General features: G+C 65.1%; 21 protein-coding genes and 1 pseudogene. 14 read left to right on the top strand and 8 right to left on the bottom strand.

The genetic code is table 11. The features are described 5' to 3' along the window. Nucleotides 1-3 precede the first annotated feature (3 nt). From ACVINW_RS37745 to ACVINW_RS37720, 6 genes and pseudogenes are all read right to left on the bottom strand, one after another. A pseudogene (locus ACVINW_RS37745) lies at nt 4-1,810 on the bottom strand (gamma-glutamyltransferase family protein). A gap of 107 nt (nt 1,811-1,917) precedes the next feature. Continuing rightward, complete coding sequence (locus ACVINW_RS37740) at nt 1,918-2,913, bottom strand: ABC transporter ATP-binding protein (RefSeq protein ID WP_456755988.1); 996 nt, start codon at nt 2,911-2,913, stop codon at nt 1,918-1,920. After that, a complete protein-coding gene (locus ACVINW_RS37735) occupies nt 2,910-3,893 on the bottom strand; it encodes an ABC transporter ATP-binding protein (protein WP_456755987.1) in 984 nt (327 codons plus the stop codon). Before ACVINW_RS37735 ends, ACVINW_RS37740 begins: the two co-directional genes overlap by 4 nt. Beyond that, the gene (locus ACVINW_RS37730; RefSeq protein ID WP_456755986.1) at nt 3,890-4,849 is read right to left on the bottom strand and encodes an ABC transporter permease; all 960 of its coding nucleotides are present in this window, start codon (nt 4,847-4,849) and stop codon (nt 3,890-3,892) included. Before ACVINW_RS37730 ends, ACVINW_RS37735 begins: the two co-directional genes overlap by 4 nt. Before the next feature lie 11 nt (nt 4,850-4,860). Beyond that, nucleotides 4,861-5,841 (bottom strand): ABC transporter permease, encoded by a 981-nt coding sequence (locus ACVINW_RS37725; protein ID WP_456755985.1) that lies wholly within the window; start codon nt 5,839-5,841, stop codon nt 4,861-4,863. A gap of 103 nt (nt 5,842-5,944) precedes the next feature. Beyond that, nucleotides 5,945-7,543, bottom strand: a complete 1,599-nt coding sequence (locus tag ACVINW_RS37720) for an ABC transporter substrate-binding protein (protein WP_456755984.1) — start codon at nt 7,541-7,543, stop codon at nt 5,945-5,947. Between the two features lie 379 nt (nt 7,544-7,922). Here ACVINW_RS37720 and ACVINW_RS37715 point away from each other — a divergent pair, with 379 nt between their 5' ends. The 6 genes from ACVINW_RS37715 (at nt 7,923) to ACVINW_RS37690 (ending at nt 15,782) form a co-directional block, all read left to right on the top strand. Next, the gene (locus ACVINW_RS37715) at nt 7,923-8,171 is read left to right on the top strand and encodes a DUF6489 family protein (protein WP_456755983.1); all 249 of its coding nucleotides are present in this window, start codon (nt 7,923-7,925) and stop codon (nt 8,169-8,171) included. 7 nt (nt 8,172-8,178) lie between these two features. Further along, a complete protein-coding gene (locus ACVINW_RS37710; protein WP_456755982.1) occupies nt 8,179-8,970 on the top strand; it encodes an esterase/lipase family protein in 792 nt (263 codons plus the stop codon). A 58-nt stretch (nt 8,971-9,028) separates the two neighbouring features. Next, complete coding sequence (locus ACVINW_RS37705; RefSeq protein WP_456755981.1) at nt 9,029-10,579, top strand: WS/DGAT/MGAT family O-acyltransferase; 1,551 nt, start codon at nt 9,029-9,031, stop codon at nt 10,577-10,579. A 9-nt stretch (nt 10,580-10,588) separates the two neighbouring features. Beyond that, complete coding sequence (locus tag ACVINW_RS37700; RefSeq protein ID WP_456755980.1) at nt 10,589-11,584, top strand: alpha/beta fold hydrolase; 996 nt, start codon at nt 10,589-10,591, stop codon at nt 11,582-11,584. A gap of 122 nt (nt 11,585-11,706) precedes the next feature. Further along, nucleotides 11,707-14,940 (top strand): bifunctional cytochrome P450/NADPH--P450 reductase, encoded by a 3,234-nt coding sequence (locus tag ACVINW_RS37695; protein WP_456755979.1) that lies wholly within the window; start codon nt 11,707-11,709, stop codon nt 14,938-14,940. Between the two features lie 167 nt (nt 14,941-15,107). Further along, nucleotides 15,108-15,782 (top strand): spermidine synthase, encoded by a 675-nt coding sequence (locus ACVINW_RS37690; RefSeq protein ID WP_456755978.1) that lies wholly within the window; start codon nt 15,108-15,110, stop codon nt 15,780-15,782. Nucleotides 15,783-15,919: 137 nt separating this feature from the next. Here the strand turns inward: ACVINW_RS37690 and ACVINW_RS37685 are convergent, their stop codons facing one another. Then, nucleotides 15,920-16,315 (bottom strand): nuclear transport factor 2 family protein, encoded by a 396-nt coding sequence (locus ACVINW_RS37685; protein WP_456756589.1) that lies wholly within the window; start codon nt 16,313-16,315, stop codon nt 15,920-15,922. A gap of 176 nt (nt 16,316-16,491) precedes the next feature. Beyond that, nucleotides 16,492-17,412: an alpha/beta fold hydrolase gene (locus ACVINW_RS37680; RefSeq protein ID WP_456755977.1), complete on the bottom strand. Its 921-nt coding sequence runs from the start codon at nt 17,410-17,412 to the stop codon at nt 16,492-16,494. A 178-nt stretch (nt 17,413-17,590) separates the two neighbouring features. Here ACVINW_RS37680 and ACVINW_RS37675 point away from each other — a divergent pair, with 178 nt between their 5' ends. The 8 genes from ACVINW_RS37675 to paaA all read left to right on the top strand — a co-directional run bounded on the left by ACVINW_RS37675 (nt 17,591) and on the right by paaA (nt 24,958). Then, on the top strand, nt 17,591-17,974 hold the full coding sequence (locus ACVINW_RS37675) for a hypothetical protein (protein WP_456755976.1): 384 nt from the start codon (nt 17,591-17,593) through the stop codon (nt 17,972-17,974). After that, on the top strand, nt 17,971-19,053 hold the full coding sequence (locus ACVINW_RS37670; RefSeq protein WP_456755975.1) for a PHA/PHB synthase family protein: 1,083 nt from the start codon (nt 17,971-17,973) through the stop codon (nt 19,051-19,053). The genes ACVINW_RS37675 and ACVINW_RS37670 overlap by 4 nt, the downstream gene beginning before the upstream one ends. 26 nt (nt 19,054-19,079) lie before the next feature. After that, nucleotides 19,080-19,676 carry an N-acetyltransferase family protein gene (locus ACVINW_RS37665; protein WP_456755974.1) on the top strand — a complete coding sequence of 199 codons (597 nt, stop codon included), beginning with the start codon at nt 19,080-19,082 and terminating at the stop codon, nt 19,674-19,676. Between the two features lie 183 nt (nt 19,677-19,859). After that, on the top strand, nt 19,860-20,336 hold the full coding sequence (locus ACVINW_RS37660) for a phasin (protein ID WP_050420022.1): 477 nt from the start codon (nt 19,860-19,862) through the stop codon (nt 20,334-20,336). A gap of 220 nt (nt 20,337-20,556) precedes the next feature. Beyond that, nucleotides 20,557-21,840, top strand: a complete 1,284-nt coding sequence (locus ACVINW_RS37655) for a DUF445 domain-containing protein (protein ID WP_456755973.1) — start codon at nt 20,557-20,559, stop codon at nt 21,838-21,840. Nucleotides 21,841-22,034: 194 nt separating this feature from the next. After that, nucleotides 22,035-22,805 (top strand): esterase/lipase family protein, encoded by a 771-nt coding sequence (locus ACVINW_RS37650; protein ID WP_456755972.1) that lies wholly within the window; start codon nt 22,035-22,037, stop codon nt 22,803-22,805. 214 nt (nt 22,806-23,019) lie between these two features. Then, nucleotides 23,020-23,889, top strand: a complete 870-nt coding sequence (gene paaX / locus ACVINW_RS37645; protein ID WP_456755971.1) for a phenylacetic acid degradation operon negative regulatory protein PaaX — start codon at nt 23,020-23,022, stop codon at nt 23,887-23,889. 76 nt (nt 23,890-23,965) lie between these two features. Continuing rightward, nucleotides 23,966-24,958, top strand: a complete 993-nt coding sequence (gene paaA / locus ACVINW_RS37640; RefSeq protein ID WP_456755970.1) for a 1,2-phenylacetyl-CoA epoxidase subunit PaaA — start codon at nt 23,966-23,968, stop codon at nt 24,956-24,958. The last annotated feature ends 6 nt before the right edge of the window (nt 24,959-24,964 follow it).

The raw sequence follows: 24,964 nt of genomic DNA, 5'->3' as shown, positions 1-24,964 counted from the left end.
TGTTTACCGGCCTGCGGCGTAACCCTGCATGCCGCGCGGGTTGGCGGCGGCGCGGCGGCGGGGGCCGACCTTCGAGGCCGCGGTGAGGCGGCCTTCCGACCAATCGGGGCCGATCTCCACCACATGGCCGCGGCGCTTCAATTCGTCGATGGTCGATTTCGGCACGCGGTTTTCCAGCACCAGCACGCCGGGGCGCGAGGTGCGCGGCCAGAACGAGATCGGGAAATGCTCGGAGTGCCAGGCCGGCGCGTCGATCGCTTCCTGCAAATTGAGCTTGGCGTGGACGTGGCGCAGGAAGAACTGCGTGATCCACTGATCCTGCTGGTCGCCGCCCGGCGAGCCCCAGGCGAGATACGGCGTGCCGTCGCGCAGCGCCATGCTAGGCGACAGCGTGGTGCGCGGCCGCTTGCCCGGCGCCAGCGAAGCCGGGTGGTTCTCTTCCAGCCAGAACATCTGGGCGCGGCTGCCGAGGCAGAAGCCGAGCTCGGGAATCACCGGCGAGGATTGCAGCCAGCCGCCGGACGGCGTCGCCGAGATCATGTTGCCGGCCTTGTCGATGATGTCGAAATGCACGGTGTCGCCGCGTACCTCGCCGAACCGGCCGACCGTCGGCTCGCCCGCGCCCATGGCGCCGACGGCCTCGCGATGCCCTTCGGCGTGACGCAGCTTGACGACGCCGCCGAACCCTTCGACCGAGCCGGGGCGGAAGTCGAGCGACGCCTTGTCCTTCGAAATCAGCTTGCGCCGTTCGTTGTTGTAGGCATCGGACAGCAGCGTCTCGATCGGAATGTCGGTGAACTTGGGATCGCCGTAGAACGTCTCGCGGTCGGCATAAGCAAGCTTGGCGGCCTCGATCTGCAGATGGATGAAGTCGGGCCCTGCAGGATCGAGCCCGTCGAGCTCAAAGCCCTTCAGCAGCGCGAGCTGCTGCAGCATCACCGGACCCTGGCTCCAGACGCCGCACTTCTGCACGGTGTAGCGGCCGTAATCGTAGGTCAGCGGCGCCTCGATGGTCGGCTGCCAGCGCGCCATGTCGTCGGCCGACAGCACGCCCGCGGTGCGGCGAGCCGGAGACGTCCATCACCTCCTGGGTGCGGCAGAACTTGTCGATCGCTTCCGCGACGAAGCCCTTCGACCAGGCCTGCCGCGCACGCTCGATCTGCGCGACGCGATCGCCGCCCGCGCCCTCCGCCTCGGTCAGGATGCGTGTGTAGGTCTCCGCGAGCTTCTTGTTGGTGAAAATGGTGCCGGGCTTCGGCACCTCGCCATTGGGCAGATAGACGTCGGCCGATGTGGTCCAGTATTTCCGGAACAGCTGCTCGACGGTCTTGATGGTGGCGGACGCGCGCTCGACCAGCGGGTGGCCGTCACGCGCGTAGCCGATCGCGGGCTCCAGCACGTCACGCAGCTTCAATGTGCCGTAGTCGCGCAGCAGCAGCATCCAGGTTTCGAAGGTGCCGGGCACGCAGGCGGCGAGCAGGCCGGTACCGGGCACCATCTCGAGTCCCTCGCTGCGATAGTGCGCGATGGTCGCCTTGGCCGGCGCCGGGCCCTGGCCGCAGATCACCTCGGCTTTGCCGCGCTTGATGTCGTGCACGATGATCGGGACGTCGCCGCCGGGGCCGTTCAGATGCGGCTCGACCACCTGAAGCGTGAACGCGGCTGCAACGCCGGCGTCAAATGCGTTGCCGCCCTTCTCCAGCGTCGCCATGCCGACCGCGGTGGCGATCCAGTGCGTCGAGGTGACGACGCCGAACGTGCCTTCGATCTCGGGCCTTGTGGTGAATGGATCGGGGTTGACGTTGCTCATGGCTATTCACCGTTCGGCGGCTTGCTGGGCGTGTTGCGCGCGCACTTGATCACAGGCGGGCTGGCATGCCAACCGCTTGGTGGACATGGCCGCTCCCATCCGCGTGATCATGCCGGAATGGCCGCTGCCGGACTGTTGACGGCGTGGCAGGCGACGCCGTCGATCAGGTCCGGCGTCTTCCGGCGGCAGAGGTCGAAGGCGAGGGGGCAGCGCGGATTGAAGGAGCAGCCCGACGGCGGATCGATCGGGTTCGGAATCTCGCCCTTGACCGGGATGCGCTGGCGGCCGGACATCGCAAGGTCCGGAACCGCGCCGAGCAGCATCCTGGTGTAGGGCATAAGCGGGTTCTCGAACAGTTTCCGGCCCTCGGCGATTTCGACGATGCGGCCGAGATACATCACGCCGATCCGGTTCGCCATGTGGCGGACCACAGCGAGATTGTGGCTGATGAACAGATAGGTCAGGCCGAACTTGTCCTGCAGATCGCGCATCAGATTGAGGATCTGTGCCTGCACCGAGACGTCGAGCGCCGAGGTCGGCTCGTCGCAGACGATGAACTCGGCCTCGGACGCTAATGCGCGGGCGATCGCGATGCGCTGGCGCTGGCCGCCGGAAAATTCGTGCGGGAATTTCTGGCCGTCGTCGGGATGCAGGCCGACCAGCGAGAGCAATTCGCCGACCCGGGCCTTGATGTCGCGCTCGCCCTGGATCAGGTCGAAGGCGCGGATCGGCTCGGCGACGATGGCGGCGACCCGGTAGCGCGGATTGAGGCTCGCATAGGGGTCCTGGAAAACCATCTGGATGCGCCGGCGCAACCGGCGGCGCGCCTGGCCCTGCCGCGGATCGGTCATCGAGACGCCGTCGATCACGACTTCGCCGGAGCTCGGCGGCAGCAGGCCGACAACCATGCGCGCCACGGTGGTCTTGCCGGAGCCGGATTCGCCGACCAGCGCAAAGGTCTCGCCGCGCCTGATGTCGAAAGAGACGCCGTCGACGGCCTTGAGATATTCGAGATGGCCGCCCTCGAGCACGCGGTTGAGCCATGGCTTCGAGACGTCGAACACGCGGCGCAGGTTCCTGACCTCGATCAATGTCCCGCTCATGCCGCGGTCTCCTTCGCGGGATCGAACAGGTGGCAGGCGACCGATTGCGCGCCCTGCCGGATCGGCTCGGGGCGTTCGACGCGGCAGCGATCGAAGACAAATGCGCAGCGCGGATTGAACGGGCAGCCCGGCGGGATCGCCGACAGCCGCGGCATCGAGCCCGGGATCTGCACCAGGCGCTTGTCCTCGCCCGCAAGCGTCGGGATCGCGCCCATCAGGCCGCGGGCATAGGGATGCAAGGGATTGCGCACCACCTCCTGCACCGGGCCGATCTCGGCGATGCGGCCGGAATACATCACCGCGACGCGGTCGCAGGTCTCAGCGATCACGCCCATGTCGTGGGTCACCAGCATCACCGCGGTGCCGTGGTCGCGGCCGAGCCGCTTGATCAGCGCGATGATCTGCGCCTGCACCGAGACGTCGAGCGCGGTGGTCGGCTCGTCGGCGATGATCAGCTCGGGCTCGGCGCAGATCGCGAGCGCAATCACGACGCGCTGGCGCATGCCGCCGGAGAATTCGTGCGGATAGCCGTCGATGCGCTTCTCGGGCGCGGGGATGCCGACCTCGGCCAACAGATCGATGGCGCGCCGTCGCGCGGCGCTTTCGCTTAAGCTGGTGTGGGTGCGGATGGTCTCGACGATCTGGTCGCCGATCCGGTAGAGCGGATTGAGGCTGGTCAGCGGATCCTGGAAGATCATGCCGATCCGCTTGCCCCTGACGCGGCGGATCTGCTCCGGCGGCAGATGGTCGATCCGCGTGCCGGACAGCTCGATCTCGCCGGCGGAGATGCGGCCGGGCGGATCGATCAGCCCGATCACGGCAAGGCCGGTGACCGATTTGCCGGCGCCGGACTCGCCGACCACGCCGAGCACCTCGCCCTTGGCGATCTCGAACGACACGCCGTTGATGGCGCGCAAGGTGGCGCGGCGGGTGACGAATTCCACCTCGAGATTGCGCACGGAGAGAACGGGCTTGGTCATCGGAGCTTCGGGTTGAGGGCGTCGCGCAGCCAGTCGCCGAGCAGGTTGATGGAGAGGATCAGGCCGGCCAGCGCAATGCCCGGGAAGGCGACGATCCACCATTCGCCGGCGAACAGGTAGTTGTTGCCGATCCGGATCAGGGTGCCGAGCGAGGGCATGGTGTCGGGCATCCCGGCGCCGAGGAACGACAGCGTCGCCTCGGTGATGATCGCGAGCGCGAGGTTGATGGTGGCGATCACCAGGATCGGTCCCATCGTGTTCGGCAGCACGTGGCGGAACATGATCTTCGGCGCCGGCAGGCCGATCAGCTGCGCTGCCGCCACATAGTCCTTGTTCTTCTCGACCATGACCGAGCCGCGCACGGTGCGGGCATATTGCACCCAGAAACTGAGGCCGATCGCGATGATCAGGACGCCGAGCGTGCTCATCTCGTCGAGCCGGTTGCCGAGCAGCGATTTGGCGACGCCGTTGACCAGCAGCGCGATCAGGATCGCCGGGAAGGTGAGCTGCACGTCGGCGATCCGCATGATCACGGTGTCGACCGCGCCGCCGAAATAGCCGGCGATCAGGCCGAGGGCGATGCCGAGCGCGCCGGCGAACACCACGCCGGCCAGGCCGACGGCAAGGGAGATGCGCAGGCCGTAGAGGATCGCCGAGAGCACGTCGCGGCCCTGCTCGTCGGTGCCGAGCAGGAACGGACTCTGGCCGTCGGCGGTCCACAGCGGCGCGATCCGCGAGTTGATCAGCTGCAACTGTGCCGGATCGAACGGATTCTGCACCGCAAGCCAGGACGCGAAAATCGCCAGCAGGAAGAACAACAGCGTGATCGCAGCGGCGACCATCGTCAGTTTGGAGCGGCGGAACGAATAGAAGATGTCGCTGTCGATCGCGCGGGCGAACCAGCCGGCAGGTGGCTGGTGGTCTTCGGCGCGATGGGGGACGACGGCGTCGGACATCGGTCAGCCCCTCACGCCGCGCGGCCGACGGTCGACCGCAAGCGCGGATCGACCACGGTGTAGAGGATGTCGACCACGAGATTGATGGTGACGAAGATCAGCGAGACCATCAACAGATACGCGGCCATGATTGGGATATCGACGTTTTGCACGGCCTGGACGAACAGGAGCCCCATGCCCGGCCATTGGAACACGGTTTCGGTGATGATCGAGAAAGCAATAACCGAGCCAAACTGCAGGCCAGCCACCGTGATCACCGGAACCAGGGTGTTCTTCAGCGCGTGGCCGAAATGGATCGCGCGCGTGGTCAGCCCGCGGGCGCGGGCGAAGCGGATATAGTCGGTGCGCAGCACTTCCAGCATTTCGGCGCGCACCAGCCGCATGATCAGGGTCATCTGGAACAGCCCGAGCGTGATCGCCGGCATGATGATCGCCTTCCAGCCGGAGACGGTGAGCAGCCCGGTCGACCACCAGCCGAGCTTCACGACCTCGCCGCGCCCGAACGAGGGCAGCCAGCCCAAGGTTACGGCAAACAGATAGATCAGCAGGATGCCGATCAGGAAGGTCGGCAGCGAAATGCCGATCAGCGATATCGCCTGGAATAATCTGGCCAGGATGGTGTCGCGGCGCAGCGCCGAATAGACCCCCATCAGGATGCCGGCCACCATCGCAAAGATGGTGGCGACGATCGCAAGCTCCAGCGTCGCCGGCATGCGCTCGGCGAGCAGCGAAGAGACCGGCAGGCGGAACTGATAGGACACGCCGAACTTGAACTGCAGCGCATTGATGAAATAGCGGCCGAACTGCACCAGCACGGGATCGTCAAGGCCAAGCGAGTGCCGGATCTCGGCCCGCTGCGCGGCCGAGGTGTCGATCGAGACGATCTGGTTGACCGGATCGCCGGCGAAGCGGAACATCGCGAACGCGATGATGCCCACGGCGAGCATGACGCCGATCGCCTGCAGGAAACGGCGAAGAGTGAAAGCGAGCATCTCTACCTTTCACTGCTTTTGACATTTGGCGCGCGGCGTTGCGCGACCGGAAAACGCGAGGTCCCGGAAGCCTGCGCTTCCGGGACCCAATTCGCCGAGACCACTATTCACCCTCTTTGGTCGCCCAGTACAGCAGCACCTGGTTGTCCGCGCGCTGGGTCAATTTGACCTTTTTCGACACGCCCCACACCAGCGGCTGCTGATGCAGCGGAATGTAGCCGTAATCCTTGATGACGATCTCGTAGGCCTGCTTGATCAGCTGGTCGCGCTTGGCGGTGTCGCTCTCGACCAGCACCTTGTCGGTGAGCGCGTCGACGTCCTTGTTGCAATAGCCGCCGAGATTGGCCTCGCCCCGGGTCGAGTCCTTCGGGTCGTCACGGCAACCGAGGATGTCGTGCAGCACGTTGTGCGAGTCGGACGTGGCGGGCGTCCAACCCAGCATGAAGAACGAGGTCTGGTAGCCGCCGGGCTTCAGCACCTTGCCGAAATACTGCGCCTTCGGCTGCGCCAGCAGGTTCACCTTGACGCCGATGCGGGCCAGCATGCCGACCACCGCCTGGCAGATCGCGGCGTCGTTGACGTAGCGGTCGTTCGGGCAGTCCATCGTGACCTCGAAGCCGTTCGGATAGCCGGCCTCGGCCAACAGCTTCTTGGCGCCTTCCGGATCGGGCTTCGGCCGGGTGAACTCCTTCGACAGCGGATACAGCTCGGGCGCGATCATCAGGGCCGAGGGCGTCGACATGCCGCGCATCACGCGGGTCTTGATCAGGTCGACGTCGATCGTCTTGTAGAAGGCTTCGCGGACCTTGATGTCCTTGAACGGATTCTTGCCCTTGACGTTGGAATACAGCAGCTCATCGCGCGCCATATCCATGCCGATGAAGATGGTGCGGATCTCGGGCGCGGTCATCACGGTGGCGACACCGCTGGAATTGACGCGCTGGATGTCCTGCAGCGGAACCGGTTCGATGACATCGACCTCGCCCGACAGCAGCGCGGCGACGCGGGTGGCGTCGGAGCCGATCGGGGTGAAGATGATCTCCTTGAGATTATGCTCCGGCTTGCGCCAATAGCCCGGAAACGCCTTGAACACGGTCTTCACGCCGGGCTGATGGCTCTCGATCGTGAACGGACCGGTGCCGTTCTCGTGCAGCGCCGCGTAGCTCGGCGTGGTCGCCGAGGCCGGCGTCGGTGCAACGGAGTTGTTCTCCTCGCACCACTTCTTGTCCATGATGTACCAGCTATCCCACTGCGAGATCAGGATGGGATTGGGCGAGTCCAGCGTCACGTCGACGGTGGTGTCGTCGACCTTGGTGAACTTGGCATCTGCGGGGACGTTGCTGAGGAAGTTGGAGCCCTTGGCGCGGACCCGGTCGGCGGAGAACAGCACGTCGTCGGCGGTGAAGGGGTCGCCATTGTGGAATTTGACGCCCTTGCGCAGATGGAAGCGCCATTTGGTCGGGCTCAGCGTCTCCCAGCTTTCCGCCAGGGCCGGAATGATCTTGAGGTCCTTGTCGCGGGCGGTGAGGCCTTCGTAGACGTGCGCATGGTGCGCGATCGTCGTGGTTTCCTTCAGCGTGTAGGGATCCAGCGACTTCAGCTCGCCCTGGTTGGCATATTTCAACGTCTGGGCCGACGACGGCAAGGCAACGGCGACCAGCGCGACGGCAGCCGCCGCAAACAAACTCCAACGTACCGACATGTGATCCCGCGTCCCCGTTTTTATCGGCCGGCTGCTTTGTCCGGCTGGTATTATTGATGCATGTTGCCAGAGTTTACCGGCCGCGCAAGCGCGATTTCCCAAAGGGTTAACCTGCTCGCGCGGGTGCAGCGCAACCACTGGGATTCTCACGACAGGCGGTCGATATCGGCGCGTGACATTCGACTTTCGGAGTGCTGCGTGCGGGGCGCGGGAGTGATCTGCGGCGCGCGCTGCCGATGCCGGTCGCTGCAAGACAGTTTGGTTGACCATAACGGATGATTGAGGGCGACTGCATCTTCGGACGGCCGGGGCCGACTTGCGCAACGCACCCCGTCGCGGCGATACTGAACCGGGTCACGGCGCATTTGAGGAGGCGGATATGAAGGTCAACGTCGAGATAGATTGTACGCCCCTCGAAGCGCGGCAATTCTTCGGCCTGCCCGATGTGGCACCGATGCAGAACGCCGTCATGGACAAGCTGCAGCAGCAGATGCTGTCGAACATCGATAAGATTTCGCCGGAATCGCTGCTGCAGAGCTGGTTCACCTTCGATCCCAAGCTCGCCGAGCGCTTCCAGGACATGTTCGTGGCGATGGCCGGCTTCGGCGGCGCGAGCAAGAAGAAATAGTGACGACATGGACAGGAGCGTTGATGGGACCGAACGCCGGTTGCGCCCGCCCAGCCTGTTCCTGATGCTGGCGGAAGCGCGCGGCGTGCTCGAGCTCAATTCGAGCCTGCTTTTGTCGCCTTTGCTGATGCAGGCGCCGAAGGGCGACGGTCATCCGGTGCTGGCGCTGCCGGGCTTCCTCGCCAGCGATCTGTCGATGGCGCCGATGCGGCGCTATCTGAAGGATCTCGGCTACGACGCCTACGCCTGGAACATGGGCCGCAATTTCGGCGGGATTTCCAGCAGGCGAGGTGCGCTGCGCGACCTGCTGAAGCGGGTCCATGAGGCCACCGGGCGCAAGATCTCGATCGTCGGCTGGAGCCTCGGCGGCGTCTATGCGCGCGATCTGGCGTCGCAGATGCCCGAGCTGGTGCGCTCCATCATCACGCTCGGCAGTCCGTTCGCCGACGACATCCGCGCCACCAATGCGACCCGGCTCTACGAGCTCTTGTCCGGCGAGGGCGTGGACGACATCCCGGATGTCCGCGCCGCGATCGCCGGCGACATGCCGGTGCCGGCCACCTCGATCTATTCCCGCACCGACGGCATCGTGAACTGGCGGACCTCGCGGGTGCGGCCGTCGGCGACCGCCGAGAACATCGAGGTGCATCTGGCGAGCCATCTCGGCCTCGGCGTCAACCCCGCAGCGCTGTGGGCGATCGCGGACCGGCTGGCGCAGCCGGAAGGCGAGTTCCGGCATTTTGACCGGTCCGGCCCCTTTGCCATTGCCTACGGACCGGCAGAACAGGCACTATCCTAAACCAAACGACGAGAAGCGCCTCAAGGCGCCCGCGTGAGTTGGCTCTCGGGAGGAGATCATGAGCGACGCCAAGAAGCTGTCCTCGCTGGACGCATCGTTTCTCTATCTGGAAACGCCGGAAATGCCGATGCATGTCGGCAGCATGGCGATCTTCCGCCTGCCCGACGGCTACAAGGGCGACTTCTTCGAGGAGTTCAAGGCGATGATCGCCTCGCGGCTGCACATCGCGCCGATCCTGAAGGCGCGCCTGCAGAAGGCGCCGCTCGACATCGATCATCCGTCGTGGGTCGAGGACGACCAGTTCGACATCGACCGCCATATCTTCCGCGCCAGCCTGCCGGCGCCGCGCGACCGTGCCACGCTGGAGCGCATCGTCGGCTGGATGCACGCCAAGCTGCTGAACCGCGCCCGCCCGCTCTGGGAATTCTACGTCTTCGAGGGCATGAAGGACAACGAGATCGGGCTCTATTCCAAGATGCACCACGCCTGCATCGACGGCGGCGCAGGTGCCGCGCTGACCAGCATGATCTACGATTTGACGCCGGTGCCGCGCGAGATCGAGCCGCCGAGCGCGAAGAAGGTCGCGCAGGAGCCGCGCGACATCGCGGCCAACCTGATCGATGCCTATCAGCAGCTCTGGACCCAGCCGTTCGAGGCGGCCGCCGCCGCGCAGAAGAGCCTGGAGCTGCCGCGCTCCGGCAAGAGCGATCTCGGTTCGATCCTGTTCGATAACGCCATGTTCCAGATCGAGAGCGCGGTGAAGTTCGCGGGCTCGATGCCGACCGTGATGAAGAGCCTGTCGGACGTCGTCGCCAAGGTCGCCGATCCCCGTTCGCGCGAGAGCCTGCAGGCGATGTCCTCGCCGCCGACCATCCTCAACAAGGCGATCTCGTCGGAGCGCAGCTTTGCCGGCACCTCGATCTCGCTGTCGCGCGCCAAGGCGCTGGCGAAAGCGTCCGGCGGCAAGCTCAACGACGTCGTGCTGGCGCTCGCCTCCGGCGTGGTGCGGCGCTATCTGATCAGCCAGGGCGCGCTGCCGAACAAGTCGCTGACCGCCGGCGTGCCGATCTCGCTGCGCGAGGAGGGCAATGCCGAATCCAACAACCAGGTGTTCGGCATGATCTGCTCGATCGCGACCGACATCGAGGATCCCAGGAAGCGGCTGGAGACCATCATCGCGCAGTCCACCAAGTCCAAGGAGATGTCGCATCCGCTGCGCGCCCTGATGCCGCAGGTCTCCAACATCTCCATGCTCGGCGCACCGATCCTGGTGCAGATCATGGCGCTGCTCTACAGCCGTTCCGACCTCTCCAACGTGCTGCCGCCGGCGACCAACATCACGGTCTCCAACGTGCCGGGGCCGCGGCAGACGCTGTATGCGGCGGGAGCGGAGCTGTTACATATCTTCCCGGTTTCGATCTCGACCCACGGCGTTGCGCTCAACATCACCGTGCAGAGCTACCGCGATCAGCTCGATTTCGGCTTCATCGTCGGTGCCAACATCATTCCCCACGTGCAGGTGATGTGCGACATGCTGCCGCTCGAGTTCGATGCACTCGAGGCGGCGTTCGCGCCTCCGCCTGCGGACATCAAGGGCGCGGCCGAATAGGATTTCACAATGATCGAAATGCCACCGCTGCAGTTCGCCGAGACCAACGGCATCCGCATGGGCTTCTACGAAGCCGGCCCCAGCACCGACACGCCGCCGGTGGTGCTGTGCCACGGCTGGCCCGAACTGGCGTTCTCCTGGCGCCATCAGATCAAGGCGCTGGGCGACGCCGGCATCCGGGTGATCGCGCCGGATCAGCGCGGCTATGGCGCGACCGACCGGCCGGAGCCGGTCGAGGCCTACGACATGGAGCATCTGACCGGCGATCTGGTCGGCCTGCTCGATCATCTCAAGATCGACAAGGCGATCTTCGTCGGTCACGACTGGGGCGGCTTCGTCGTCTGGCAGATGCCGCTCAGACATCATCAGCGGGTCGCCGGAGTCGTCGGCGTCAACACGCCGCATTGGGATCGGGCGCCTGTCGATCCGATCGCGTTGTTCCGCCAGCGCTTCGGCGACCAGATGTATATCGTCCAGTTCCAGGATCCGGGGCGCGAACCGGACCGGATTTTCAGCAGCCGGGTCGAGCAGACCTTTGACGCCTTCATGCGCAAGCCGGCTGCCCGCCCGCCCGGCGCGCCGGAGGAGCAGCCGATCGCCGGCGTCGGCGCGTCGGCACGGCTCAATCTGGCGTTTCCGCAGATGATCGCGAATTACGACGCCAGGCACGATCCGCGGACGCCGATCCTGTCCGCCGAGGAGAAGAAGGTGTTCGTCGACACCTTCAGCAAAACCGGCTTCACCGGCGGCATCAACTGGTACCGCAACTTCACTCGCAACTGGGAGCGTTCGGCCGGGCTCGACCATCACGTCCGGGTGCCGGCGCTGATGATCATGGCCGAGAACGACGCGGTGCTGCCGCCGTCGGCCGCCGACGGCATGGAGCGACTGGTGCCGGACCTCGAAAAATATCTGGTCAAGGACAGCGGCCATTGGACGCAGCAGGAAAAGCCTGACGAGGTCAGCGCCAAGCTGATCGAATGGCGCAGAAAGCGGTTCGGGTAATTCCTGGCCGTCATTGCGAGGAGCGAAGCGACGAAGCAATCCATTCTATCCGCTTGCGGCACGATGGATTGCTTCGCTTCGCTCGCAATGACGGTTGAGACAAGGTAGGGGGCAATCTCGACATGGCGTCCGGCAACAGACTGAGTCCGATCCCGCAACCGCCGACAAAGCCGGTGGTCGGCAACATGCTGTCGCTGGATTCAAGCGCGCCGGTGCAGCATCTGGTGAAGCTCTCCAAGGAACTCGGCCCGATCTTCTGGCTCGACATGATGGGCGCGCCGATCGTGATCGTGTCCGGCCACGACCTCGTCGACGAGCTGTCCGACGAGAAACGCTTCGACAAGGCGGTGCGCGGTTCGCTGCGCCGGGTGCGTGCAGTCGGCGGCGACGGGCTGTTCACCGCCGACACCAGGGAGCCGAACTGGAGCAAGGCGCACAACATCCTGATGCAGCCGTTCGGCAACCGCGCCATGCAGTCGTATCACCCGAGCATGGTCGATATCGCCGAGCAGCTGGTCAAGAAATGGGAGCGGCTCAACGCCGACGAGGAGATCGAGGTCGTCCACGACATGACGGCGCTGACGCTCGATACCATCGGGCTGTGCGGCTTCGACTACCGCTTCAATTCGTTCTACCGTCGCGACTACCACCCGTTCGTGGAATCGCTGGTGCGCTCGCTCGAGACCATCATGATGACCCGCGGCCTGCCGCTCGAGGGGCTGTGGATGCAGAAGCGGCGCAAGATGCTCGCCGACGACGTCGCCTTCATGAACAAGATGGTCGACGAGATCATCGCCGAGCGGCGCGGCAATACCGACGTGACCGACGACAAGAAGGACATGCTGGCCGCAATGATGACCGGCGTCGACCGCTCAACCGGCGAGCAGCTCGACGACGTCAACATCCGCTACCAGATCAATACCTTCCTGATCGCCGGCCACGAGACCACCTCTGGCCTGCTGTCGTGCACGATCTACGCGCTGCTGAAGCATCCCGAGGTGCTGAAGAAGGCCTATGAGGAGGTCGATCGCGTCCTTGGTCCCGACGTCAATGCGCGGCCGACCTATCAGCAGGTGACGCAGCTCACCTACATCACCCAATGCCTGAAGGAGGCGCTGCGGCTGTGGCCGCCGGCGCCGGCTTACGGCATCGCGCCTTTGGCCGATGAGACGATCGGCGGCAAATACAGACTGAAGAAGAACACATTCATCACCGTGCTGGTGATGGCGCTGCACCGCGACCCCTCGGTCTGGGGCCCGAACCCTGATGTGTTCGATCCCGAGAACTTCAGCCGCGAGGCCGAGGCCAAGCGGCCGATCAATGCCTGGAAGCCGTTCGGCAACGGCCAGCGCGCCTGCATCGGCCGCGGCTTTGCCATGCACGAGGCGGCGCTGGCGATCGGGATGATCCTGCAGCGCTTCAAGCTGATCGACGTGCATCGCTATCAGATGCATCTGAAGGAGACGCTGACCGTCAAGCCCGACGGCTTCAGGATCAAGGTGCGGCTGCGCGACGACAGGGATCGCGGCGCGTTCGCCGGCAGCGCGGGCGCGGTTGCGGCCGCGCCGAAGCCTCAGCGCGCGCCGACCACGCGTCCCGGCCACGACACGCCGATGCTGGTGCTCTATGGCTCCAATCTCGGCTCGGCCGAGGAATTGGCGACCCGCATGGCCGATCTCTCGGAGATCAACGGGTTTGCAACCCGCCTTGGCCCGCTTGACGATTATGTCGGCAAGCTGCCGGAAGAGGGTGGTGTCCTGATCATCTGCGCGTCCTACAATGGCGCGGCACCGGACAACGCGACGCAGTTCGTCAAATGGCTGGAGAGCGACCTGCCGAAGGACGCCTTCGCCAAGGTGCGCTACGCCGTGTTCGGCTGCGGCAACAGCGATTGGGCGGCAACCTACCAGTCGGTGCCGCGCTTCATCGATGAGCAGCTGACCAAACATGGCGCCCGCGCGGTCTATCCGCGCGGCGAGGGCGATGCGCGCAGCGATCTCGACGGCCAGTTCCAGAAATGGTTCCCGGAGGCGGCCAAGGTCGCGACCAAGGAATTCGGCATCGACTGGAATTTCACCCGCACCGCCGAGGACGAGCCGCTCTACGCGATCGAGCCGGTGGCGCAGGGCGCGGTCAACACCATCGTGACCCAGGGCGGCGCGGTGCCGATGAAGGTGCTCGCCAACACCGAGCTGCAGACCAAGGACGGAGCCCATCCGTCGGAACGCTCGACCCGGCATATCGAGGTCGAGCTGCCCGCCAATCTGAAATACCGCGTCGGCGATCATCTCAGCGTGGTGCCGCGCAACGATCCGACCCTGGTCGACTCCGTCGCGCGCCGGTTCGGCTTCCTGCCGGCCGACCAGATCCGTTTACAAGTCTCGGAAGGCCGCCGCGCGCAATTGCCGGTCGGCAACGCCGTGTCGGTCGGGCGGCTGCTCACCGAGTTCGTCGAGCTGCAGCAGGTCGCGACCCGCAAGCAGATCCAGATCATGGCAGAGCACACCCGCTGCCCGGTGACCAAGCCGAAGCTGATGGCCTATGTCGGCGACGACGAGGCATCGGCGGCGCGCTACCGGACGGAGGTGCTGGGAAAACGCAAATCGGTGTTCGACCTGCTCGAGGAATATCCGGCCTGCGAGCTGCCGTTCCACCTCTATCTCGAAATGCTGTCGCTGCTGGCGCCGCGCTATTACTCGATCTCGTCGTCACCGGCGGGCGAGGCGCAGCGTTGCAGCGTCACCGTGGGCGTCGTCGAAGCGCCCGCAAGCTCGGGCCGCGGCATCTACAAGGGCATCTGCTCGAACTATCTGGCGCGCCGCCGCGCCGGCGACACCATCCACGCCACCATCAAGGAGACCAAGGCCGGCTTCCGCTTGCCCGACGACAACGCCGTGCCGGTCATCATGATCGGGCCTGGCACCGGCCTGGCCCCGTTCCGCGGCTTCCTGCAGGAGCGCGCCGCGCGCAAGGCACAGGGTGCTGTGTTGGGCCCTGCGATGCTGTTCTTCGGCTGCCGCCATCCCGAGCAGGATTTCATCTATGCGGACGAGCTGAAGGCGTTCGCCGCCGACGGCGTCAGTGAGCTCTTCACCGCCTTCTCGCGCACCGATGGGCCGAAGATCTATGTGCAGCACCTCCTGGCCGCGCAGAAGGACCGGGTCTGGGAGCTGATCCAGAACGGCGCGATCGTCTATGTCTGCGGCGACGGCGGCAAGATGGAGCCCGACGTCAAGGCGACGTTGATGTCGATCTATCGCGAGCGCACCGGCACCGATGCCGATGCTGCCGCGCGCTGGATCGAGGAGATGGGGACAGGGAATCGCTACGTGCTCGACGTCTGGGCCGGTGGGTAGTTTCCCGCCTTTGTAGCCCGGATGCAGCGAAGCGAAATCCGGGGGCCGTCGCTCCGCATTGACACTGCCCCGGATTGCACGGAGCCTGTCATCGGGCGCGCGTTCGCGCGACCCGTTGGCTCCATCCGGGCTACGGCAGAGGTGCCGCCCATGCTACAAGCCGCCGCATGATTCCATGGGAAAAGATCGATACCGCGCGCATTCCCGGCACCGACGGTGAATTGCGTCTGATGCGGCGGGGCCGCGAATTCTCGATCATGCTCGGCACCAACGAGCTGATGAACAGCCGCCTGTCGGGCTCGGAAGAGGCGCTGGCGACGCTTGCGGCGAAGAAGATCGAGCAGGTCGCAAAGCCGCATTTTCTGATCGGCGGCCTCGGCATGGGCTTTACCTTGCGGGCTGCGCTCAAAGTGCTCGGACAAGACGCGAAGATCACGGTGGCCGAACTGGTGCCGGCGGTCGTTGCCTGGGCGAGGGGTCCGATGGCGGAGATCTTCGGCGACAGCCTGAGCGATCCGCGCGTCAGCATCCAGGAGGAAGACGTTGCCGGCGTCATCGAGCGCCACCCGCGCAGCTTCGATGCCATCCTGCTCGACGTCGATAACGGCCCCGAGGGCCTGACCCGCAAGGCCAATGACGCGCTGTACGATGTCTCCGGGCTCAAGCTGGCGCACACCGCATTGCGACGCGGCGGCGTGCTCGCCGTCTGGTCGTCCGGGCCGAACGCAAAATTCCCGAAATCGCTGTCCCGGGCCGGGTTCGCAGTCAATGAGATCGCCGTCCGCGCCACCGGAAAAGGCCGCGGCGTCCGCCACGTGATCTGGATCGCGGCCAAGGACTAAGAGCGTTTTCGAGCGAAGTGGATACCGGTTCGCGTGAAGAAAACGCGTCACAACAAGAATCTAGAGCCGCCGTTCCGATTCTATCGGAACGGGGCTCTAGCCCGGAATCCGGGGCGGCCTTTGGCCCAGCGGTCGCCTCAGAACATCGTGTTGCTGTTCGCCGGATTTTCCGGAATGGGCTGCACCACGTCCCAATGCTCGACGATCTTGCCGTCCTCGAGCTTGAAGATATCGACGATCGCGTTGCCGCGGGTGCCGGGCTCGCGCACGGCGTGGACGTGCAGGATCACGTAGTCGCCATCGACGAAGGAGCGCTTGATCTCGCTGTGCGAGTTCGGAAATTTTTCACGCAGGAAGGCGATGAACTTGCGGAAGCCCTCGGCGCCGTCGGCCGCGCCGGGATTGTGCTGTACATAGCGGTTGCCGACATAGGCGAGCGCCGCGTCGGCATCCTTCTGGTTCAGCCCTTTCTCGTAGAACGCCAGCACCGCCTTGCGGTTGGCTTCCTGCTGCGCCTCGCTGGTGGCGGCCATCGCGGACGACGATGCGAGCGCGAGGAGGAGGGCGGCGACGGCTGTCCGCGGCCGAAGCAAGGTCTTCATCTGGTTGCTCCCGGTGGCTGAGCGATGGATAGCGCTCTCTACAGCGTCTATGCCGCGCCCGGAAGAACGCACTCCCGGCTCACATGGTTACCGGGAGATACCGGCCCTCACGCTGCCTTCGCTGCCGCCCCGTGTGCGTGCTTGTCGATGGCGTCGATGATCTCTGGCCACATCGGGATCGGCAGGGCATGGCCCATGCCTTCGATCATCAGGAGCCTTGCGCCCGGGATCGAGGCTGCAGTGTCCCGGCCGCCTTCGGGATGCACCAGCGGATCGACGGTGCCGTGGATCACCAGGGTCGGCGCCTTGACGCTGCGCAGCCGCTCCTTGCGGCTGCCGGAGGCGAGAATGGCGCGCAACTGGCGACCGACGCCCTCCGGATTGAGGCCGCGCTCGAAGGTGCGCCGCGCGCGCTCGGCATCGAGCGCCTCGTCTTCCGGGAACAAGCCGTTGCGCAACACCTTCCAGGTCTGCCCGAAGCGGACGAAGTATTCTTCCTTGCTCTTCGGCGGCGGCGCCATCAGTACCGCGGTCGCCTCGCGGGTCGGCCCAGGGATCTTTGGATTGCCCGTGGTCGACATGATCGAAGTCAGCGAGAGCACGCGCTCGGGAAAGGTGATCGCAACCTCCTGCGCGATCATGCCACCCATCGAGGCGCCGACCAGATGCGCTTTGCGGATGCCGAGCGCGTCCATCAGGCCGATCGTGTCCCGCGCCATGTCGGCCAGTCGGTAGGGCGCCGCGACCGGAATTTTCAGGAAGCGCAGCTTGATGAGCTCGAGCGCGGTCAGCCGCTTGCCGCCGCTCATGCGGGAGGATTTGCCGATATCCCTATTGTCGAATCGGATCACCCGAAAACCGCGCGCGGCGAGCTGGCGGCAGAATTCGTCGTCCCAATGGATCATCTGGGCGCCGAGGCCCATGATCAGCAGCAGCGGCTCGGAATGCGCCTCGCCAAAAACCTCGTAGCAGATGTCGATGCCGTTGGCGCGGGCAAGCTGCGGCGGCTGATGGGCGAGCGTGGTCACGGGCGTCCCCTGCTGGTGTCGCGGTCAGCAACCTCTATGCCACGGATTGACGCAGCGCAGAAGGGCTCCGACGTCGCCGGGCGTGTCGCACTGTTGACCGATCATCGGCAACAGTGTCGTATGGCACAAACAAGTGGAAGCGCGGCAAGCGCTCGCAATTGGTGTGGAGGAGCGCCGCATGGCCGACAAGGGCAACGACCCTGCCGTGATTTGGCAGACGATGATTGGCGAGATGGAGAAGGGGTTCAACTCCTTCGGCAATCAGTTGATGAGCTCGCCTGAATTTTCCAAGGTGATGAATCAGGCCGGCGGCGTCGCGGCTGGTGCGCAGAAGCAGCTCGGCGAGCTGATGGAGAAATATCTGCTGGCGATGAACCTGCCGAGCCGCTCCCAGCTCGTCGGCATGGCCGAACGCCTGCAATCGATGGAGAACCAGCTCAACGAGATCAAGACGCTGCTGCAGCAGGTGCACCACAATTCGCTGGCGCCGGATGACGGCCACGGCGCAACGCCACGGCCGCCGCGCACCAGGCAGCCGCCAGCGGAGGGAGGCAGCAAATGAATGCGCCCACCCCGTTTGATTTTGCCTCGATCTCCGAGCGGGTGCAGTCCGAGGTGCAGCGCGCGATCCAGCGCAGCATCAAGGGCGTCGAGTATTTCTCGTCCTCCGGGCCCTCGCTCGGCGAGACACCGAAGGACGTGCTGTATTCGCGCGGCACCATGAACCTCTATCACTACCGGCCGCAGGCCAGTGAGGTCTATCGCGTGCCGGTCCTGATCGTGATGGCGACCACCAACCGCGGCTATATCCTCGACCTGGTGCCGGGGCAGAGCTTCATCGAATTCCTGCTCAAGCGCGGCTTCGATGTCTACATGCTGGACTGGACCGCGCCGAAGCCCGAGGAGAAATCGCTGCGCATGGAGGACTATGTCCTCGACTTCATCCCGGAATCGGTCCGCCGGGTGCAGCAGGATTCCGGCGAGAAGGACGTCTCGGTGATCGGCTATTGCTTCGGCGGCGTGCTGTCGCTGCTCTATGGCGCGATCTTCAACGACGGGCCGATGAAGAACCTGATCTGCTTCACCACGCCGATCGATTTCCGCGAGATGAAGCTGTTCTCCAATTTCGCCGACCGCCGCTATTTCGACGTCGATCGGCTGATCGACAGCACGGGCAACATGCCGCCCGAACTGATCCTGCAATCGTTCGACATGCTGCGGCCGGCCGCGCGCGTCGTCGGCCAGATCCAGTTGTGGGACAACATCTGGAACGACGAGTTCGTCAAGTCGTACCGGATGTTCGACCGCTGGGCGACCGACACGCTGCCGCTCGCCGGCGAGTATTTCCGCGCCATCACCAAGGATTTGATGTGGGACAACAAGCTCTACAACGACACCATGACGGTCGGCGGCCGGCCGGCCAGGCTTGCCGACATCAAGGTGCCGATCCTGCACGCGGTCGCCGAGCACGATCACATCGTGCCATATGACGCGGCAAAGCATTTGATCACCAAGATCGGCTCCGAGGACAAGGAGGAGGTGATGCTGAAAGGCGGTCACGTCTCGCTGGTCGCCGGCGCCAATGCAATCAAGCGGCTGTGGCCGAAGCTGGACTCCTGGTTGGGCAAAAGATCGACCTGAGAAGGGTCGACTTGAGAGAGATCGACATGACCGAACAACGTTCCTATCCGCGCCACGTCAAGACCGAGGCCGGCGACATCGAGTTCCGCCTGATGAAGCGGGCCGACGAGGCCGCGGTGCAGGCCTTCGCGCAAAAGCTGCCGACGCACGACCTGCTGTTCCTGCCGCGCAACATCAGCCAGCCCAAGGTGCTGTCGGCCTGGATCAACGAGATCGAGCGCGGCGACATCACGAGCCTGCTCGCGATCAAGGACGGCAAAGTGGTCGGCTGCGGCACGCTGGTGCGCGATCCGCATTCCTGGTCGCCGCATGTCGGCGAGATCCGGATGGTGGTGTCATCAGACGTGCGCGGCCAGGGCGTCGGCCGGGCGCTGTCGCAGGAGACGTTCGCCATTGCCCTCGGCGCCGGGCTGGAGAAGTTCTCGGTGCAGATGACCGTCGACCAGCGGGCCGCGATCGCGCTGTTCGAAAGCCTCGGCTTCAAGGCGGAGGCCCTGCTGCGCGACCATGTCCGCGATGTCGAGGGCAAGACCCACGACATTGTCGTGCTCGGGCATAATGTGGCGCAGGTCCGGGCGCAGATGGAAGCGTATGGGCTGCCGGGCGCGGTTGGAGGTGCTTAAACACCTCTAGCTGCCGGTTCCGCAGGCAATCTGCCGGATATTCATGCTGTTCACGAGCTCGTGATATCGCGCTGCAACATCAATGTTGCGGCGCACCATGGGGTGTGTCATAACACCGCTGCCCCGGGCCAATCCGGACGGGGTGAGCCCATAGCTCAAACCTGAGGATGGAGAGAGACCCCAATGACCACCGAAACCAATTCCGTGCTGAACAGCGTCAAGGAAGCCTTCGCGCCCGTCACCGAGGCGTTCACCAAGCTCCAGAACCTGGAAGTTCCGGAAGCCGCCCGTGAGTTCGTGAAGAAGCAGGCCGAGGCCGCCAAGACCCGCGCTGCCGATGCCTATGCCGGCTCGGAGAAGGTGACCAACGTGATCGAGACCGCTGTTGCCGGTTCGGTGACCGAAGCCGCCAAGATCAGCCGCAACATCCAGCAGGCGATCTACCAGGACGCCGAGGCGTTCTTCGCCGGTATCGACAAGCTCGCGTCGGCCAAGTCGCTGAGCGAAGCCGCCCAGATCCAGTCGGACCTGGTCCGTGCGCGTGGCGAACTGTTCGTCTCGCGAGCGAAGGCCACGTCGGAGTATCTCGGCAAGCTCGTCACCGACGGTGCGAAGACCGCGCAGGACAACTTCGCCAAGGTCTACGGCAAGACCGCCTGATCGCGCTTGCACTGACGACTGCCCTTTTCGAAGGCCCGCCATTTCGCGGGCCTTCTTTTTTGGCGGCGTTCTCATACATCGTTGATGTCGCGCCTGCCGTCATTGCGAGGAGCGACAGCGACGAAGCAGTCCATCTCTCCGCATGCGGTGAAATGGATTGCTTCGCTTCGCTCGCAATGACGGCTAGTGTTGTGCCCGTGCGCGAGCTTCCTCAATTCCCATGACCCTTCCCGCCGCCCTCATCGCAACCCCCGTCGATGCCGAACGTGCCGCCGAACTGCGCCGCGTGAAGTGGCTGGCGACCGGCGTGCTGGCGACGACCCTCATCGTCTTCATTGCGTCGAAGGTCCTGCTCCCGGTGCATCCGGCCTTCGGCTTCATCGCCGCCTTTGCCGAGGCTGCGACCATCGGCGGGCTCGCCGATTGGTATGCCGTCGTCGCCCTGTTCAAGCGGCCGCTGGGGCTGCCGATCCCGCACACTGCGATCATCCAGAGCAATCAGGAACGGATCGCCGAGAAGCTCGGCGAATTCATCGAGAACAATTTCCTGGAGTCGGGACCGGTCGAGGCCAAGCTGCGCGAGATCGATTTCGGCAGTTTCATCGCCGATTGGCTGCGCGACCGCAAACGCTCCGAGGACCTCGCGCGCTTCGTGCTGCGGATGTTGCCCGAAGCGTTCGCGGCGACCGAGAGCTCGGGCTTGATGCAGTTCATCAGCCGCCGCGTCACCACGCAGGTGCTCTCGATCGATCTCGCGCCGCTCGCAGCCGGCGCGCTGCGCGGCTTCGTGCAGGAGGGCAGGCATGGCGGGCTGCTCGACGACCTCTTGCGCGTGCTGCACCAGACGCTGACGCAGCAGGAGACCATGGCGGTGATCCGCGACAAGGTCCGCGCCGAGATGCCGACGCTGCTCAGGCTCTATCGCGCCGACAAGTTCGTGGTGAACCGGATCATCGCCTCGGCCACGAAATTCTTCGAGGAGGTGCGCAACGATCCGCAGCATCCGTTCCGCGGCGAGTTCGACCGCATGCTGCTGTCGTTCGTCGACCGGCTCGGCAGCGACAAGGCGTTCGCCGATCGGATCGACGGGCTCAAGCGCGACCTGCTGGCGCGGCCGGAGCTCGCCAATCTCGGGCGCACCGTCTGGGCCAACGTCAAGGACTTCATCGCGCGCAGCGCCTCCGGCGAGTCGCAGGTGTTGCAGCATCAGCTGGCGCGCATGTTCGTCGAGGCCGGCGATGCGCTCGACGGCGATGCGGACCTGCGCAGCGAAATCAATCAGGGCCTGGTCGCGATCCTGCGCACGGTCGTTGCCGAACAGAAGAGCGGCGTCTCGAGCTTCATCGCCGACCAGATGAAGAGCTGGGACATGGAGCAGTTGATCTCGCTCATCGAGGTCAATGTCGGCAAGGACCTGCAATACATCCGCTTCAACGGCTCGCTGATCGGCGGGCTTGCCGGCCTTGCGCTTTACACGCTGGAATATGCGCTGCGCCTGCTGTGACCGATTGGGCACGGCGACCACATTAGTTGTGGCAAGTGTGACCTGGACCGCTTGCACGAAAGTGATCGGTTCCCTAGCTTTTCATGATCGTTTGTTGCGTTGCGGAACGATTCCGCCGGGTTTGCGTCAACGCTATTGACTCGCCTGATGATCCCATTGCCGGCCGTCACCACGGCGCCGGAACAGGAGCTGAAATGTCCGTTGCTGCGCAGACGCTACGCCCGCCGTCCAGGACGCTGATGTTTCTGGAAGGCCGCGCCATTCACGAGCTCGGTGCTTTCCTCGGTGCATTGCCGCTGCTGAGCCTCGCGCCGCGCGGCGATGGGCATCCGGTGCTGGTGCTGCCCGGACTGATCGCCTCCGACATGTCGACGCGCCCGCTGCGCGACTTCCTGGGGAGCAAGGGCTACGCCGTCAGCGGCTGGCGCCAGGGCCGCAACCTCGGGCTTCGCGCCGGCGTGCAGGACGGGATGGTCGACCTGCTGCAGGAGATGAACGAGACGACCGGCCGCAAGGTCTCGGTGGTCGGCTGGAGTCTCGGCGGCCTCTACGCGCGCCAGCTCGCCAAGATGATGCCGGAGCGCGTGCGCCAGGTGATCACGCTCGGCAGCCCGTTCGCCGCCGGCCCGAAATCGACCAATGCCTGGCGCGTCTACGAGATGGCCAGCGGTCGCCGCGCCGACGAAGAGGATTCCCGCTTCGGCGGCTCGCTCGCCAGCGCACCGCCGGTGCCGACCACCGCGATCTTCAGCCGCACCGACGGCGTCTGCGCCTGGCAGGGCTGCCGCGAGCAGGCCTCGTCGATGACCGACAGCATCGAGGTCGAGAGCAGCCATTGCGGCATGGGCCATCACCCCGCGGTGGTCTACGCGGTCGCCGATCGCCTCGCGCAGAAGGAAGGCGAGTGGGCGCCGTTCGACCGCAGCGGTTGGCGCAGCTTGGTCTATCCGGATCCGAACCGCTGACTTTGTTTGCCTCGCCCCGCTTGCGGGGAGAGGCCGGATCGCATGAAGCGAAGCGCAATGCGATCCGGGTGAGGGGGAGTCTCCGCGAGTCGTCTTTCACCGTGAGCGCGGAGGCAGCCCCTCACCCCAACCCTCTCCCCGCAAGAGCGGGGCGAGGGAGAAGCTAGAGCGGCGACATTGTCGTTCCTCGACAAAACGCGCTATGCGTTGCGGCATGCCACAGCCGCTTGCCCGCATCGTCGATCAGCTGAAGCGCGAGCCGTCACGCACCGGCTCGATCATCATCACCGTGTTCGGCGATTCCATCGTGCCGCGCGGCGGCGCGGTGTGGCTCGGCACGCTGCTCGAGTTCTTCAAGTCGCTCGACATCGACGGCAATGTGGTGCGCACCGCGATGTCGCGGCTCGCCGCCGATGGCTGGCTCGAGCGCAGCAAGGTCGGCCGCAACAGCTTCTATCGGTTGAACGCCCGGGGACGGCAGACCTTCGACACCGCCACCCGGCACATCTACGATCCGCCGCCGTCGGACTGGACCGGCCGCTTCGAGCTGCTCCTGATCGGCAATGCCGAAGACCGCGACGCCGCGCGCGAGGCGTTGAAGAACGCCGGCTTCGGCAGCCCGCTGCCCGGCGTGTGGGTCGCGCCGTCGGGCGTGCCGATCCCCGATGAGGCGTCGCGCGCGATCCGTCTCGAGGTCTCGGCGGAGGACGACAGCGGGCGCAAGCTGCTCAGCGAGAGCTGGCCGCTCGATCGCACCGCGGACGCCTATCTGAAGTTCATGAAGACGTTCGAGCCGCTGCACGGTGCAATCATGCGCGGCGAGAGACTGAGCGACGCCGACGCCTTCACCGCGCGGATTCTGTTGATCCATCACTATCGCCGGGTCGTGCTGCGCGATCCGCTGCTGCCGTATCAGCTGCTGCCGAAGGACTGGCCGGGCAGGGCTGCGCGCAAGCTCTGCGGCGAGATCTATCGCGGGCTGCTTCCCGCGTCGGAACAATGGCTTGACGATCACGCGACCAACGAGGACGGGCCGCTGCCGAAGCCCAACGGGGCGGTGGCGCGACGTTTCGAGGGCGTCTGAACATATTACAAAAATATCTTGCATTTCAAAAATTGTGTTATATATTGCTGCCTAACAACACGCTGGGAGGTCGGCCATGTACACGCAGGCGCTCAACTCATCCGACGGCGACGATCGCGGCGTCGAGGATGTTGCCCGTGCCGATCAGTTCCAGGCCCGCATCGACGCCGACGAGCGCATCGAGCCGAACGACTGGATGCCCGCCGCGTATCGCAAGACGCTGACCCGGCAGATTTCCCAGCACGCCCATTCCGAAATCGTCGGCATGCTCCCCGAGGGCAACTGGATCACCCGCGCGCCGTCGCTGCGCCGCAAGGCCGCGCTGCTCGCCAAGGTGCAGGACGAATGCGGCCACGGGCTCTATCTCTACGCCGCCGCCGAGACGCTCGGCACCTCGCGCGAGGAGCTGGTCGATGCGATGCTCTCGGGCAAGGCGAAATATTCCTCGATCTTCAATTATCCGACGCTGACCTGGGCCGACATCGGCACCATCGGCTGGCTGGTCGACGGCGCCGCGATCATGAACCAGATCCCGCTGTGCCGCTGCTCCTACGGCCCCTATGCCCGCGCGATGATCCGCGTCTGCAAGGAGGAGTCATTCCATCAGCGCCAGGGTTTTGAGATCATGGTGACGCTGTGCCGCGGCACCGCCGAGCAGAAGGCGATGGCGCAGAACGCGCTCGATCGCTGGTGGTGGCCGGTGCTGATGATGTTCGGTCCGCCGGACCAGGTCAGCCAGCACAGCGACACCTCGACCAAGTGGAAGATCAAGCGCTTCTCCAACGATGAGCTGCGCCAGAAATTCATCGACGCCACCGTGCCGCAGGCCAAGTTCCTCGGGCTCAAGATTCCCGATCCCGGCATGACGCAGAACGCAAACGGCAATTGGGTACACAGCCCGATTGACTGGGACGAGTTCAAGCAGGTGCTGGCCGGCAACGGTCCCTGCAACCGCGATCGTCTCGCCGCGCGCCGCAAGGCGCATGAGGAAGGCGCCTGGGTGCGCGAGGCCGCGACGGCCTATGCCGAGAAGCGCAAGCGCCGCCAGCTCGCGCAAGCCGCAGAATAAGGGAGC

The sequence above is a fragment of the Bradyrhizobium sp. USDA 4461 genome (genome assembly GCF_054055655.1).
Note: the sequence above shows the minus strand (reverse complement) of the source record. Positions and strands in the feature narration are given on the sequence as shown.

Coding starts and splice junctions, on each gene's coding strand:
- ACVINW_RS37725 (WP_456755985.1), bottom strand. CDS start 5,841: ATGCTCGCTTTCACTCTTCGCCGTTTCCTGCAGGCGATCGGCGTCATG.
- paaA (WP_456755970.1), top strand. CDS start 23,966: ATGTACACGCAGGCGCTCAACTCATCCGACGGCGACGATCGCGGCGTC.
- ACVINW_RS37715 (WP_456755983.1), top strand. CDS start 7,923: ATGAAGGTCAACGTCGAGATAGATTGTACGCCCCTCGAAGCGCGGCAA.
- ACVINW_RS37690 (WP_456755978.1), top strand. CDS start 15,108: ATGATTCCATGGGAAAAGATCGATACCGCGCGCATTCCCGGCACCGAC.
- ACVINW_RS37665 (WP_456755974.1), top strand. CDS start 19,080: ATGACCGAACAACGTTCCTATCCGCGCCACGTCAAGACCGAGGCCGGC.
- ACVINW_RS37685 (WP_456756589.1), bottom strand. CDS start 16,315: ATGGCCGCCACCAGCGAGGCGCAGCAGGAAGCCAACCGCAAGGCGGTG.
- ACVINW_RS37700 (WP_456755980.1), top strand. CDS start 10,589: ATGATCGAAATGCCACCGCTGCAGTTCGCCGAGACCAACGGCATCCGC.
- ACVINW_RS37730 (WP_456755986.1), bottom strand. CDS start 4,849: ATGTCCGACGCCGTCGTCCCCCATCGCGCCGAAGACCACCAGCCACCT.
- ACVINW_RS37695 (WP_456755979.1), top strand. CDS start 11,707: ATGGCGTCCGGCAACAGACTGAGTCCGATCCCGCAACCGCCGACAAAG.
- ACVINW_RS37705 (WP_456755981.1), top strand. CDS start 9,029: ATGAGCGACGCCAAGAAGCTGTCCTCGCTGGACGCATCGTTTCTCTAT.
- ACVINW_RS37670 (WP_456755975.1), top strand. CDS start 17,971: ATGAATGCGCCCACCCCGTTTGATTTTGCCTCGATCTCCGAGCGGGTG.
- paaX (WP_456755971.1), top strand. CDS start 23,020: ATGCCACAGCCGCTTGCCCGCATCGTCGATCAGCTGAAGCGCGAGCCG.
- ACVINW_RS37740 (WP_456755988.1), bottom strand. CDS start 2,913: ATGAGCGGGACATTGATCGAGGTCAGGAACCTGCGCCGCGTGTTCGAC.
- ACVINW_RS37660 (WP_050420022.1), top strand. CDS start 19,860: ATGACCACCGAAACCAATTCCGTGCTGAACAGCGTCAAGGAAGCCTTC.
- ACVINW_RS37650 (WP_456755972.1), top strand. CDS start 22,035: ATGTCCGTTGCTGCGCAGACGCTACGCCCGCCGTCCAGGACGCTGATG.
- ACVINW_RS37735 (WP_456755987.1), bottom strand. CDS start 3,893: ATGACCAAGCCCGTTCTCTCCGTGCGCAATCTCGAGGTGGAATTCGTC.
- ACVINW_RS37710 (WP_456755982.1), top strand. CDS start 8,179: ATGGACAGGAGCGTTGATGGGACCGAACGCCGGTTGCGCCCGCCCAGC.
- ACVINW_RS37655 (WP_456755973.1), top strand. CDS start 20,557: ATGACCCTTCCCGCCGCCCTCATCGCAACCCCCGTCGATGCCGAACGT.
- ACVINW_RS37720 (WP_456755984.1), bottom strand. CDS start 7,543: ATGTCGGTACGTTGGAGTTTGTTTGCGGCGGCTGCCGTCGCGCTGGTC.
- ACVINW_RS37675 (WP_456755976.1), top strand. CDS start 17,591: ATGGCCGACAAGGGCAACGACCCTGCCGTGATTTGGCAGACGATGATT.